This window comes from Mastigocoleus testarum BC008, assembly GCF_001456025.1.
Lineage (GTDB): Bacteria > Cyanobacteriota > Cyanobacteriia > Cyanobacteriales > Nostocaceae > Mastigocoleus > Mastigocoleus testarum.
Genome location: NZ_LMTZ01000124.1, coordinates 67,797 through 81,844 on the forward strand (window position 1 = coordinate 67,797; position 14,048 = coordinate 81,844).

Here is a 14,048-nt window from a genome sequence, read left to right on the forward strand (position 1 = left end):
GTACTTTAACGGCGAAATACCATTGTAATTCGTAATTATTGTCAGAAATTTATACAATGGATTACTTAATACCTGAGAGGCTTGCAGGGCAGAGGTTATTGTGTGTTTTGACCGCGATTATCCTAATTCTGACTAATTATTAAAATATTTTTCTATTTATCCGTCTCTAATTTTCTACTTACTTCCATTTTAAAAATTAGCAAAGAGGTTACAAAATGGCTAATACAGTTATTTTCGGCTTCATAAATTAGCCTTATCAGCTATTCTAAGCAATAGTCACAATTAATCTTTAACTGTAGTAGTCATCAAGCCTCTATGAATCATCATAGCCTCAAAGCAACTAAAGAAACAGTACATCTAGGTGGTTTTTCTCATCTTTTAAAGCCAGCTTTGACAGTAGAATCAGGCGATAAGATTGATGTGGAAACTTACACTGGCTACTATATTCATGATAAAGCTCCTGCTGATTTTATTACGCCAGAGTTTACAGAAATCTGTAAAAATTTAACTCCGGAACGCAAAGTTGCAGGAGGTCCCCACTTACTGACTGGACCAATTTATATTCAAGATGCACAACCAGGTGATGTTTTAGAAGTAAAGCTAGAAGCAATTGAGCCAAGTTTACCGATTGGTTTTAATGCAATTCGCAAAGGATGTGGTGCTTTACCACAACAATTCGGACAACCAAATTTAAGGTTCATTCCCCTAGACTTAGATAATAAGATTGCTGAATTTCCCCAAAATAGTGGAATTAAAATTCCTTTAAAGCCATTTTTCGGTATCCTTGGTGTCGCGACTCCCCAAAGCGATCGCAATTCCATTCCTCCTGGTAATTATGGCGGAAACATTGACAACCGACATCTACAAGCGGGTTCGCGAATATTTCTACCTGTGTTTGTCGAAGGTGGACTATTTTCTATTGGTGACGGACATTCAGCACAAGGTGACGGGGAAGTAAATGTTACCGCAATTGAAACTTCTATGAAAGGTACTATTGAGCTTAAGCTTCATAAAGATTTCCATTTAACAACACCACTCGCTGAAACCGCAGAACATATCATCACAATGGGTTTTGGTGAAACTCTAGACGAAGCATTCAAATTAGCTTTGCAAAATACAATCGAATTTCTCACATGTTTTACTAATCTATCCCCTGAAGATGCTTATGTTTTGTGCAGCATAGCTGTTAATTTTCATATCACTCAGGTTGTTAATAGTCCCAACAAAGGGGTACATGGGATGTTAGCAAAATCAATGATGCCTGGGAATTTTCTTGATTTAACCTAAATCATACTAGATCCTCAATTGACATGGATTGATAGTTTATGAATTTATAGTTTCTGAGTTGATTGTTTCTGAGTTGATTGTTCCTGAGTTGATTATTTCTGAGTTGATTGTTTTTGAACTTATAGTTTGTAGATTTATAATTTTGAATTTATAGTTTATGAGTTGATAGTTTTTAAATTTATAGTGTGTGAATTTATAAGTACCAATGAACGTAATTAGTTTATTGTTATTGAAAAGCTGGTTAATCTTGCTTGGTGGTGGATTATTATCAGGTATCTTAGCTGGTTTTCTGGGAATTGGTGGTGGTACAGTCTTGGTTCCACTACAAAAAGCATTAGGATTTACTACTATTGAAGCCGTTGCGACTAGCAGTCTTGCAATTGTAATTACAGCAACCTCTGGTAGCATTCAGAATTGGCGCATGGGTTTTATTTCATTCAAACAAGTACTTTATCTAGGATTACCGGCGCTATTTACTGCTCAATTAGGAGTATTTTTGGCAAACATTATTCCAGAATTTGTTTTGTTAATTTGCTTTGGCTTATTGTTGCTCGCTAATATTTATTTAGTGCAACTGCGCAAAAGTCTGAAAAAAGCAAATAATGAAAATATAAAACAAGAAGTTAAAGTTACACAGTCGCAAATAATATATCCAAAAAATTCACATTCAGAAATAACACAAATAGAAGCTATTAGTTCGGAAGCTATTAGTTCAAAAGCTATAAATTCAAAAGCTATAAGTTCAGAAACTGCAAGCTCAGAACGAAGAAAGCGAAAAAGTGTAAAATTAAAAATCAATTCCACAGCTGCAAGATTTATCACAGGAGGTTTAGCTGGTACCCTCGCAGGATTATTTGGAATTGGTGGTGGGGTAATTATGGTACCCCTACAAATGCTTTTGCTAGAAGAAACTATCAAAGTCGCAATTCAAAATAGTTTGGGCGTCATTGTTATTACGGCAATTTCTGCTAGCATCGGTCATGGGATCAGTGGTAATATTTTATTTGTGCAGGGTTTAATTCTTGGTTTTGGTGGACTACTTGGAGCCCAGATTAGTACTAGGTTTTTACCAAAATTTTCCGACAAAGTTATTAGTCTTTATTTCAGGATATTGTTAGTATCTCTTTCAATTTATATGTTTTGGCAAGCATTAGAAGTTTATAAATATCAACAAATTAAAGATAATTTTATCTAATTAACTGATTATCTAATTTATTAAAAATCTAATTGCTCGAATATATAATAAGTTAGACATCAATTAGTTAAACACCTAATTAATCAATTTCCTGAAACATAAGGAGATGTAGCTAAAACTTCTGCTCCCCTCTTCATCCCTTGAATATCTGAAGACGACCAACAATGAACTGCTTGACAATGATGAGCAACCAATAATCCCCACAAACATTTTTTGACAGTTAAAACAGGTACTACTAAGTTTGCACGAACTTTTAAACTCTGAAGAAATTCACGATGACATTCATGAATGGATTCAGTTTCAATATCATTTATTGCTCGCACTCTACCTTGCAAATACATCGCAGCATATTCATTATTGAAGCATTCATCTGGACCTGTGGAACCAAGGATTGAATACTCATCTTTACTTAAAGACTCAAAAATTACCTGACCGTGCCATTGACTATAAAAGTAGTATAAAACGACTCTATCAACTTGGAGTAATTCTCGAAGATTTTTGATTGTTTTGATAATTAACTCATCTCTTTCTATTCTTTGGTTGACTTGATTAAGAACCTTTTCTAAACCTACATCTATATACCTATTGCGTTCGGGTTGATTAAGATTTTCCATCGTATTAGGTAGGTAAAGTTTGATGAGTTATGTTAATGCTACGTTTACACTGTGAACGTTTAGATTGTGACACAAGTAATTCACCCCTAAAAAATTGTTTGAGATGAACAGTGAATTGTTAGTTCTAGACTTACAAACAACTCTCAATTACAAATAAATATCAAGTTCATGAATTTTAACTGTTATAAAAATACCAATATATGTCCTCAGTAGTTGTATTTTTTACAGTTTTTTTATGAATTATTATTTGCGTAAGTATTAGCGTTAGTAAGTATTAGTGTTGGTAGGTACTAGTTTTGGTAAAAATTAATTTTAAGTTATGATTTGATGATAATGAATAATCACTAATAAATTCGAATAAATACATTCCAATAATATAAATTTTGTGAGTTCACTATTTTAGTATCGTCATGAATAACTGAGTGGATTTAACTCCACTCAGCCATTAATTTATCGGTCTACTGAACCCATAATTACATCAATACTACCGAGGATCACAACGATATCCGCCACTTTTACACCTTTTAGTAAATGGGGCAAAATCTGGAGATTGTTGAAATCTGCTGCACGAATCTTCCAGCGCCAAGGGAAGACATTATTATCACCTACCAAATAAATTCCGACTTCACCTTTACCACTTTCCACGCGAGAGTATATTTCGCCGTTGGGAATCTTGAAGGTAGGTGCGACTTTTTTACTGATGTACTGATAGTCTGGACCATTCCATTCAGACTTTTTGCCTTCCATCATCCGTTTTGCTTCCAGGTTTTCGTAAGGACCACCAGGAAGACCTTTTATTGCTTGACGGAGAATCTTAACGGATTCGCGCATCTCACGCATCCGTACCATATAACGGGCTAAGCAGTCACCGGTTGTTTCCCACTGTACATCCCAATCGAAGTCGTCGTAACATTCGTAATGATCTACTTTGCGTAAATCCCATTTCACCCCAGAAGCCCGTAGCATTGGACCTGAGAGTCCCCAGTTAATAGCTTCTTCACGGGTAATAACACCTATACCTTCGATCCGACGACGGAAAATAGGATTATTAGTGACTAATTTTTCATATTCATCTACCTTAGGTAGGAAATAATCGCAAAAATCTATACATTTGTCGATCCAACCATATGGTAAATCAGCAGCGACACCGCCAATGCGGAAGTAGTTGTTATTTACCATGCGATAACCTGTAGCAGCTTCCCACAGGTCATAAATCATTTCCCGTTCGCGGAATTGATAGAAGAAAGGGGTTTGAGCGCCAACATCAGCCAGGAATGGTCCAAACCACAGCAAGTGGTTCGCAATCCGGTTTAATTCCAGCATGATGACGCGGATGTAGCTAGCACGCTTAGGAACAGAAACATTTGCTAACTTTTCTGGAGCGTTTACGGTCACAGCTTCATTAAACATCCCTGCTGCGTAGTCCCAACGACTTACATAGGGAACATACTGGACATTTGTCCGACTTTCAGCAATTTTTTCCATTCCCCGGTGCAAATAGCCCAGCACCGGTTCGCAATCAACTACATCCTCGCCATCGAGGGTGACAATCAGTCTTAGAACCCCGTGCATTGAGGGATGGTGCGGTCCCATATTCAGCACCATCGGTTCTGTTCTGGTTTCAATTCTTGCCATTAAAAGAGTTCTCTCCCCTAAATGAACGGTTTTTCACTCACCCCTAGGTCTTAATTTGCTTTAAGCTCGGATTTTTAGTAACAAAGTAATGTTGATATTTTTGTTACATAATCACCAAATTCAACAGATGAGTTCTGCAGAATTTAGGGGTTTAAGTTTGATTGACTAACTCTAATTATATTGATGCATAACTTTTTAATTGTCTTTGTCATTTGTCCTTTATCATTTTTTAGATGAGCAGCGACCAGTAAGTCCCGAACACCGATGAGTAAACAATAAACAACAAACAATCACAAGTGACAATTGACCAATGACCAATGAATTTTCTCACATTTCGGTTTTAAGTCGAGAAGTAATTAGCGGTTTAGAGATCTGTCAAGGAGGACATTATTTAGATGCAACTGTGGGTGGTGGTGGTCATAGTTGTTTAATTTTAGAAGCAGCACCAGATGTAAGAGTAACTGCGATTGACCAAGATGAAGATGCTCTGGCAGCAGCCAAAAAAGTTTTAGTAGAATACGCTCAAAGGATAACGTTTATTTCTAGCAATTTTGCCAATTATCAGTTCCCCATAGCCAAGTTCAATGGTATTATCGCCGATCTTGGGGTGAGTTCTTATCATTTAGATTCGCCAGAGCGGGGTTTTAGCTTTCGTTATGAAGGTGATTTAGATATGCGGATGGATCGACGTCAATCTCTAACAGCAGCGGAAATAATCAACCATTGGGATGAGAAAACCCTAGCTAATATTTTCTTTGAATACGGTGAAGAAAGATTATCGCGACGTCTTGCGAGGAGGATAGTCGAACAACGTCCATTTCAAACTACCACCCAATTAGCTCAAGCAATAGCTTCTGGGGTTAATGCAAAATATCGTCACGGAAGAATTCATCCAGCTACTCGGGTTTTCCAAGCTCTGCGAATTGCAGTTAATGAGGAATTGAAGTCTTTAGAAACTTTTATTGAAAAAGCGCCACATTCTCTAGTTCCCGGTGGGAGAATCGCAATTATTAGTTTTCACAGCTTGGAAGACCGTATAGTCAAACATCGTTTTCGGGATTCACCACTTCTCAAGGTTTTGACCAAAAAACCAATTCTTGCATCAGAAGAGGAAATTAAAATGAATTCCCGTTCACGTTCGGCTAAATTGAGAATTGCTGAAAGAATTAAGGATAATTAGTTAGTATAAATTAGAAATTTTAGTTCTGCAGTTGCTATGTAGTACAATATTCCTAATTCATGTCTTCTAAAATCTTTTTTCTCAATTTCTCATATTTATCTTGACTTAAACGATAAATTTCTGGTCTGGGTTTAGCAACAATATATCCTTGAATTGAGTTAACGCCAATTTCTTTCAGACGATATAAGCTAATTGGTGTCATTTCATCTACGCCTTCAATAATTACACTAGGTGGATTTAAATCATTTCCCGTTACTAATTCAAGAATAGAACGGATAAGAAGGTCGCTCTTATCATGATATAAAATATTTCTATCAATCTTTAAATGAGATGGTTTCAATCCAGCAAAACGAGATATTGAAGAATAACCAACACCAAAATCATCGATTGCAAACTTAATTTTTAACTGTCTGACATATGTTAGTAATTTTTTCTTAAAAAAAGCTAAGGGGTCTTTCAAACTAATTCCATTACTGTACTGTGGTAATTGTGTTTTTTCCGATATTTCCAAAATTAGGTCGCTAGCGGTGATAAAATTGTCTTTGATAATCTGACGAACTGTTTTGAAATAGGAACTGCTAATTAAGGATTCTGGGTATACGTTCACTGATAATGGTGCTATATCTTTCGCTCTATTTTCTCTTGCTTTTTTTCTCGCATCTCGATAACTTAGAACGGCAGTCTTTAAAAAATAACTATCTAGTTCAATAGTAAACCTTGCTCCCCACATTTCAGCAGCCTGAAATAGGTCAATGGGAGCTGTTAAAGTTTCAGGATTCCTAGCTAAAGCCTCCCAACTACTGATAAATAGTTTGTTAGGGTCTAGATTAAGAATTGGCTCAAAATGAACAATCATTTCTTGAAGACGATCGCAGAATAATTGGAATCTCCGATTATATAAACGGGCTGCGACAAATCCAAAATCTCTCTTTAAATCATCAATTATAGCTGCTTCGACTAGTAAATAATTAAATGATAATTTTTGGCAAGCATGATAAAAACTTGATAAAATTCTTCCGTATATATCTCCTAAAAGATAAGAATTTTGAGGTACACCACAAACTACTATTACCTCTGCCTGTGGTAAAACTTTCAAAGGCACCATCACAAATGCTTTGACAATTCCATTTTTATCTTCATGCAATCTGTAGATACCGTGATAGGCAGGATTAAAGATTGATAATCGCGAAATATTAGGTAAAATATCTGAATTTAAAGTATTGTAATAGAAATCATCTCCTATATGATTGGCAAGATTGCTATGGGATTTTAAATACCATTTATCTTGATTGTCAATACCTAGAATAAAAACAAAGTCTGCTTCGGAGGTTTGTCTAATTATATTTAAGATCTGATGTTCTGAATCCCCATTAAAATTATTAGCATTACTGCTTCTTAAATCTATAAGTTGCCGGATTAGTTTTCTGATTAATTCTTCATATGGTTCCAGAAAGTTATGCAACTGAAATGTTTTTGATTCTAGACTATACAAATCTCCTGATGGTTTTGCTATTCCTAAGCTAACTTCTGTTAAGTTCATGTTTTGAACTTCTTTATGTTGTTCTTCTGTTGTCAAATTACTTGTTTGAGCAATAAAAATATCAAAGCCTTTATCCTTCAATACAATGATTTTTGGCTTCATACTCAAAGCATTCTCTTCAATTTTGTTGCAAGTATATTGATGGAGTTCGCGTGCAGTAATTTTACCATCTCGATCTAGATCGCTAGCCCCAGTTTCTATTCCTTCTACCAAGTAATGTGTGTAGACTGAAATATCTCCTCCTTGCTGCTCAAAGGAATATTGAGTCGAACTTGAAGATGCAAGAACAACTCGACCTTCAGCACCTAGTTGACCCTCTAAATCTACATATCCATCGTCTTTTGTTACTAATGAAAGGTCAAATGCTCCACTAAAACAACAATCAAGGATTATTACCTGTCGCTTAGAACGACTGTTATTTATCTGATCGTGAACAAAACTTGCAGCAACAGCAGTTGATTTGATTAGTTGATTATTTGGATTTTTACGAGTGATTCTGGTTGAGAAATATAATCTACCACGATCATCTTTGATTCCATGTCCAGAAAAATACAACAGCAGCAAATCTTCCTTATTAAGACCGGAAAAAAAAGTTTCTATTTCCTCCCTCATAGATTGAGCATCAGGATTTGCAAGGATTTTGACTTCATTAAACCCACCTATCTTTGAATCCTGTAAAACTCGCTGCATTGCTTTCACATCTTTTATCGCTCCAGGAAGAGGGGTAAATCCAGACTCATATTCACTTATCCCAATCAGTAATGCTACTTTCTTAGGATTGCTGTTTGTGACCATATCTATACATCTAAAAAATCTTGTGTTGCTTGCACTACTAATGCAAGTTTTTTTCTTATATTTGCTTCAATTTCTAATTCTTTTCCCGTGGGGAACTTTAACTTTTATCTTGATAGTTTTGTTACCCAAGCAGTCTTGCTAAGGTGTGTTTGGAACTGCCATGATGACAGCTATTAGATTCACTAACTTCATATTTATGCAGCTATTAAACTGCTTATAATAGCATACACTGATGCTCTTGTGTTATTTTTTGACTATAGAATAATTTTTTCCACCAATACTCGATCCGACCTACTGGCTCTGAAAAAATAGTGATTGTATGGAGATAGATGTTTTGCTTTGATTTAACAGTTTATTTTTTTGTTCACTTAACTTAATTCGCAATTTGGGCGCTCAATGCTCAATTTTTCTAGGTAACTCAACGCAAAAACTAGAGCCTTCACCTGGTTCGCTCCGAACGTAAATCTTACCTTGCATGATATCCACCAAGGATTTGCTAATAGCTAGACCCAAACCCGTACCACCATATTTGCGGGTAGTTGTTTGATCTACTTGGCGAAATAGTTCAAAAATATACTTTAAATCGGTTTCAGAAATACCGATACCTGTATCTTCAATTGCGATCGCAATCTTTTCTTGGTTAATCTCCCAAGCTTTAATTCTAATGCTACCAGCTTCAGTAAATTTAATTGCGTTCAATAAAAGTTTGACTAGAAGTTGTTTTAAGCGAATTTTGTCATTGAATACGATGGGATTTATGAGTTCGATTTGAAAATTTAAGTTTAAATTTTTTCGTTCCGCTAAAGGACGATGTTCTGAAACAAGGGTAACAATCAAATTCGTCAAGTTAAGCTCTTCAAGATGAAAAGATAAATTACCAGTTTCTACTTTAGCGAAGCAAAGCATATCATCAATTACTGTCAGTAGATGATTGCCATTATTCAAAATCCTTTGCACCATTTCTAGCTGTTGTTTTGATAAACTATAGCTGCGTTGGCGTAATAAAACTTGTGCTAAACCTAATATTACATTTAAAGGAGTCAGCAATTCATGGGATGTTGTCGCCAAAAATTGATATTTTTGCTGGGTAACTTCTAAAAGCTCAAGATTCTGCAACTGGATATGATGTCTGCTTTTTTCTAAATTTTGATTTCGCTTTTTTAATAACTCATTTTCTTGGGCTAAACTGCTTTCTCGTTTAACTAGAGATTCGATAGTTCTAGCATTATTAATTGCGATCGCTACCACTTCACTAATCCCTGCAAGCAAGTTTTGCTGTTTGCGATCTAAAATAATAGATTTTTCTCTGCTACCAACACCCAGTACCCCCAAAGGTCCTGTTTGGGCTGAATCTATTGTCAAAGCATAAACATTACGAGGAGGTATATCCCCAGAAGATAAATAATTTAGCTCCTTATAATTATTTGTCGCAATTTGACCTGAATCTGCTACAATTACTCCATCTTTATTATCATCAGCCTGAAGTATCAAAGGAATCCCAGTTACGAACACTTTTTTCAACAAACATGTTTCATCATTGATTTGCTGAAAAAGTTGGAACTGTTCCAAACTAATACCAAAACTTGCAGTCCAATCCAAACTATCTGCTTGAGCACTATACAAACAAATAAAACAAAATTGAGCACCGTCAATAACTTTGCCAATTTCACTTACCATTAGCCTAAATAAACCGGTTGAGTCAGTTAATCGCTCGTTAAAAAGATTGGTTAACCTTTGGAGTTTTTCCGGTTTGTAAAGTTGCTGTTGGGATATTGATTTTGCCCTCACAATACCTTACTGTTATTTGCTAAGAATCATTGTTATTTGTTGGTGATATTCTCAAATACCACCAATAAAAATTCATGAGTTTGGAACTTACGCTTTTTTAAGCGACATTTTAAGAATTTTCAATAGAAATTTGTTCACAAACCTTCTCAATCGTTTTTTGGGAAGATTTGTTGAAATGGTTTGGATAACTTTCCAATTAACCTACAGACAAAATAACAATAAAATCAACATTGATAGATAAAATCAGAAATCTAACCAAGTAAGTATTGTATCTTTTTTGCCAGGTACAGGTGTTAAAAATAAGACAGGGACAAGATTTTTCTGTTCAAAGTGTACGAATGAAATAATTTATAATTACCTTAGTTTATCAGCTTGCAATGGTTATCCCAAGGTGCTTATTATTTTTTCCGTATTGACTACAGTAATCATAGTAACTAAAATTACTGTTTTGCCTTCCTAGGAAAATTAATAAAGCTGAGTTGTTCCCATCATAAAGAACAAATTCTAATTTGTTGATAAGTATAAATTTTTTTTAAACTTTGTTCTCTAACAAGTATTAAAAGTTGGTAATCGGGTAATAGCACAATGTGACCAGAATTCATATTTTTGAGCGTAAAATTTGGTTAAGATACCTTCGGGTTACAAACGATAGAAATTCTCAATCATCCATGAAAATCCATTAAATGCTCTAAGACTTTTGATGCTATTGGTGTAGTTACAAGAATTTCATGTTTTAAATCACCCCATTTTGTTCCAGATTGAGTTTTGAACTGTGCAATAATTTCTGGTATTTGTGAGGATACAATCAATCTTACTGGTTGCAGTTGACCAAGAAGTCTTGCGTGACGATATTGGGGTGATTTCTGTAAAGCTGTATCTAGCTTTTGTGCGATTTCAGCTGCGGAGCTTGTAGTTATAGTATTGGAATCTATAATATTGGCATCTATCTCCAATTTGTCTAACAATAAGATGTAATGTTCTTGTGGTTCTTTGACCGGAACTAAGCTTTTAAAGCTTGCGCTTTCCAAGGGTAAACTCTCTAAAGTTTCACGTACAAACTGAGAATTTAACTTTTCCCCCACTAGATCGCTAATTTCTTGAGTTCGTCCGAGAAATTCTAAGCAGGGTGTAGATTGATAAAAATGGGTCACGCGGATGCGATCGCCAATACGATAACGATAGAGTCCTCCTTTTTGGGAAATAATTATTTCGTAAGTGTTTCCCTGTTTTAATTGGTGGAGTTGAAAAATATGATTGTTTTCATCTTCAAACTCGAAAAATACTTCATTTAACACTGGGACATATCCCCTAGCTGGAATTAAAGGAATTGTCATTGGTGCTTCCGTTGCGAGGAGTCCTTTTCCTTGTACTAAGACTCCGGGGAATAAGGAGCGTAGAAATTCTGCACCATCAGCAGCGTTAACGCTATCCCAGCAAGAAATTAACTTTAATTGTTTCCAAAGTAAGTTCCAAGGAATTTGTTCTGGTTTGTTATCTGTTTTTTGTGAAAGTAGTATGGAATGTCTTTGGGGTGATATCTTATTTTTTAAATCTGCGCATAGTTGCTGACGATGAGTTTGAATGTAGTCAAGAATAACTTTGAGAAAAGTTGGACTCCAGACTGAAATAATTTCTAAATTTTCTGTTGCTAATAATGCAAGTGCAAGTTTATGTTTAAATTCATCCGCACTTTGGATATTTTTTATTCCTGGTACACTAACCAAAAAAGGACTCAATAACCAGCGCAACCAGTTATCTAAATATTCTGAATCATCTTCTAAACCAATTTTCGCTCTATTTTCTCCTGATGAATTAGTTTTAGTTGTAAGATTAGGCGAAATACAAAAATATATCTTACCTGTAGAAAATCGAGGTCCATTTATAATTAGATCGTAAGCCCAAATACAAAACATTTGGTTAAAGGAACGACGCAGAGATTTAGTGTAGGGAATAAATTTTGCAGCACCGCGACTTCCAGATGTTTTCTCATAGAAGATTACAGGTTCGTTTGTCAGTAAATACTTTTGAGTTTGCTGTTGTTTGATAATCCATTCTTTAATGTCGTCATATTCCACAATTGGAATACGTTCCCAATCATCAATTGAATTTATATTTAAAGATTTACCATACTCACTTTTAATTAGATTTTTAACTATATCTTGTTTTACTTTTTGTTGTGCAAATTTTGGGTTTGATAATGCTTTAACAAATTTGTGGTTAATGGGGTAAATAAGTTTGCTAAATAATTTAATTAGGATTTGCATTAGTTGGTAATTGGTAATTGGTAATGGGTAATTGGTAATGGGTAATTGGTAATGGGTAATTGGTAATGGGTAATGGGTAACTTGCAGCAATTTTATTTAGTCCAAAAGACCACCTTGAAATAAATTTCAACACTAAAGTGTTGCTGCTCTAGCGAACAAGGCTCAAATAGTAAGTAGCTTAAAACCCACTGTAAACCTTATTCAGTCTGATTCATCAGACTTTTCCTATTAGCCTGGGAATTTAGTTCTTTTCATCGATTATGATGGGTTGTAGAGACGTTGCATGCAACGTCTCTACCGAGTTTTGTGGTAAAACAAAGCCAATGGCTAACGTCACGCTAGAGCCTGCGGCGTCGGCTGAGCCTCTAGCTGCGCTACCTTACGGATCCGCTAACAAAACTAATGAAAATAACTGCTAGGTGGAATGTTGAACTTTATATTAGTTCAGTATTAAATTGTTTATTCGGATATACATGGCTATTCACGGGTACAAATTCTTCATCTTCAATTACAACTCCAGGACCCAAGTAAGAACCTGCACCAATAAAAGCATAATTACCAATTTTGACTTTTTTGACATATAGTAATAAATTTTGCTTTTTTGGTTTAATTGCATGGGATAAAATTCCGCAACCATGACCAAAAACAACGCGATCGCCAATTTCGAGTAATCCTCGATCTGCAATTTCTATTTTTGGCGTCCAGTAAATACCTTCACCTACCTTTGAACCCCACAGACGCAACCATAAAGAGAAAGCACCAGGAATTAAACGTAATGCTGCTTCCAAAGCTGGAAAGGTAATGTATATATTTTGAATTTGATGACTCCCCCACCAAGGTGAATATTCTGTACCTTGTAAATAGCTGATTCCTTCTTTTAGGGGATAGAAATAATTGTGTATTTTATATGTTAGTAGGGGAAATCCGTAAACAGAAAGTATAAGAGCAATAATACTAAAGATTCCTGGAGAAAAACAAAGCCACAGGAAAGAAGCAAGCGCTGCAAACATTACCAAAGCTGGGAAGAATGAGAGTATTGTACTCAGGAGTGTCATAGAATTTTGAATAGAAAGTATCTCAATTATCCACTAATGGTTAATCTGACAACTTGCAGTAATTTGATTTAACCCAAAACCCCACATTTAAATAAATTTCCAAATGACAAAAACCACCCAATCTATTCACTGTTTTTCAATGAAGACTAGGTGGTTTTTAATATCGGGAAAAAGCTTCAAGCATTTCTACACTTTAGCTTTTTTGTTTGACTACATTTTTGTAAAAAATGCTAAAACATGCATCACAAAATAGTTTTATTGTGATACACTTATTTTATTCCTGTATTAAACACCCTCGTTGAATTTGACGGCAACGGGGGTTTTTTTATTGTCTGTCTTTAAAAACAAAGACATTAATAGCCACTAAGATGAAATGACCCTACAAGAATTACATCAGGCGTATTACCTATAAATATGCTTTTCCTGTTAGAACCAATGCGATACATGGAAGCAAGAGTTCTATGTGTCGCGTTAATCTGAAATATGACTTATCCCTAATGTAGCACAAGTTAGAGCAAAAAATGTAAGGCTTGCAAACCAGGAATTGTCATTGCGAGATCATAAAGTTTTGGGACACAATCTCATTGTCTGTGGTGCGAATTCGGCAAGTTATAGCAACCGCCAGGTTAGCTAGGACGCTAAAGTCAAGACATGCTCCATGGCTTCTCGCAGTGTTCCAAAATTCTCGAGTTGTT

Annotated in this window: 9 protein-coding genes; 3 read left to right on the forward strand and 6 right to left on the reverse strand. The window is 35.4% G+C overall.

Going from position 1 to position 14,048, the window contains the following annotated elements:
* The first annotated feature begins 315 nt into the window (after positions 1–315).
* Together BC008_RS32295 and BC008_RS32300 are read left to right on the forward strand one after the other, a co-directional pair.
* Entirely contained in the window at positions 316–1,287 is a 972-nt protein-coding gene (locus BC008_RS32295; RefSeq protein WP_027844930.1) for an acetamidase/formamidase family protein, read from the forward strand.
* A 205-nt stretch (positions 1,288–1,492) separates the two neighbouring features.
* Positions 1,493–2,482: a sulfite exporter TauE/SafE family protein gene (locus tag BC008_RS32300; protein WP_063800840.1), complete on the forward strand. Its 990-nt coding sequence runs from the start codon at positions 1,493–1,495 to the stop codon at positions 2,480–2,482.
* Positions 2,483–2,565: 83 nt separating this feature from the next.
* On the opposite strand, the gene BC008_RS32305 is transcribed toward BC008_RS32300, so the two are convergent.
* Complete coding sequence (locus BC008_RS32305; protein WP_027844928.1) at positions 2,566–3,096, reverse strand: GAF domain-containing protein; 531 nt, start codon at positions 3,094–3,096, stop codon at positions 2,566–2,568.
* Positions 3,097–3,546: 450 nt separating this feature from the next.
* On the reverse strand, positions 3,547–4,731 hold the full coding sequence (locus BC008_RS32310) for an NAD(P)H-quinone oxidoreductase subunit H (protein ID WP_027844927.1): 1,185 nt from the start codon (positions 4,729–4,731) through the stop codon (positions 3,547–3,549).
* A 310-nt stretch (positions 4,732–5,041) separates the two neighbouring features.
* On the opposite strand from BC008_RS32310, the gene rsmH reads away from it, so the two are divergent.
* Positions 5,042–5,911, forward strand: a complete 870-nt coding sequence (rsmH, locus tag BC008_RS32315; RefSeq protein ID WP_027844926.1) for a 16S rRNA (cytosine(1402)-N(4))-methyltransferase RsmH — start codon at positions 5,042–5,044, stop codon at positions 5,909–5,911.
* A gap of 52 nt (positions 5,912–5,963) precedes the next feature.
* Here rsmH and BC008_RS47800 read toward each other — a convergent pair whose 3' ends face one another.
* The 4 genes from BC008_RS47800 to BC008_RS32335 form a co-directional block, all read right to left on the reverse strand.
* On the reverse strand, positions 5,964–8,246 hold the full coding sequence (locus BC008_RS47800; protein WP_082650683.1) for a caspase, EACC1-associated type: 2,283 nt from the start codon (positions 8,244–8,246) through the stop codon (positions 5,964–5,966).
* A 393-nt stretch (positions 8,247–8,639) separates the two neighbouring features.
* Positions 8,640–10,034, reverse strand: coding sequence for a GAF domain-containing sensor histidine kinase (locus BC008_RS32325; protein ID WP_058184211.1), 1,395 nt, complete (start codon positions 10,032–10,034; stop codon positions 8,640–8,642).
* 662 nt (positions 10,035–10,696) lie between these two features.
* A complete protein-coding gene (locus BC008_RS32330) occupies positions 10,697–12,388 on the reverse strand; it encodes a GH3 auxin-responsive promoter family protein (protein WP_321170098.1) in 1,692 nt (563 codons plus the stop codon).
* Positions 12,389–12,732: 344 nt separating this feature from the next.
* Positions 12,733–13,353, reverse strand: coding sequence for a hypothetical protein (locus BC008_RS32335; protein ID WP_027847065.1), 621 nt, complete (start codon positions 13,351–13,353; stop codon positions 12,733–12,735).
* Positions 13,354–14,048 lie beyond the last annotated feature (695 nt).

Bases quoted from the DNA above. Each gene is read 5' to 3' on its own strand.
- BC008_RS32295 (WP_027844930.1), top strand. From the start codon at position 316: ATGAATCATCATAGCCTCAAAGCAACTAAAGAAACAGTACATCTAGGT.
- BC008_RS32300 (WP_063800840.1), top strand. From the start codon at position 1,493: ATGAACGTAATTAGTTTATTGTTATTGAAAAGCTGGTTAATCTTGCTT.
- BC008_RS32305 (WP_027844928.1), bottom strand. From the start codon at position 3,096: ATGGAAAATCTTAATCAACCCGAACGCAATAGGTATATAGATGTAGGT.
- BC008_RS32310 (WP_027844927.1), bottom strand. From the start codon at position 4,731: ATGGCAAGAATTGAAACCAGAACAGAACCGATGGTGCTGAATATGGGA.
- rsmH (WP_027844926.1), top strand. From the start codon at position 5,042: ATGACCAATGAATTTTCTCACATTTCGGTTTTAAGTCGAGAAGTAATT.
- BC008_RS47800 (WP_082650683.1), bottom strand. From the start codon at position 8,246: ATGGTCACAAACAGCAATCCTAAGAAAGTAGCATTACTGATTGGGATA.
- BC008_RS32335 (WP_027847065.1), bottom strand. From the start codon at position 13,353: ATGACACTCCTGAGTACAATACTCTCATTCTTCCCAGCTTTGGTAATG.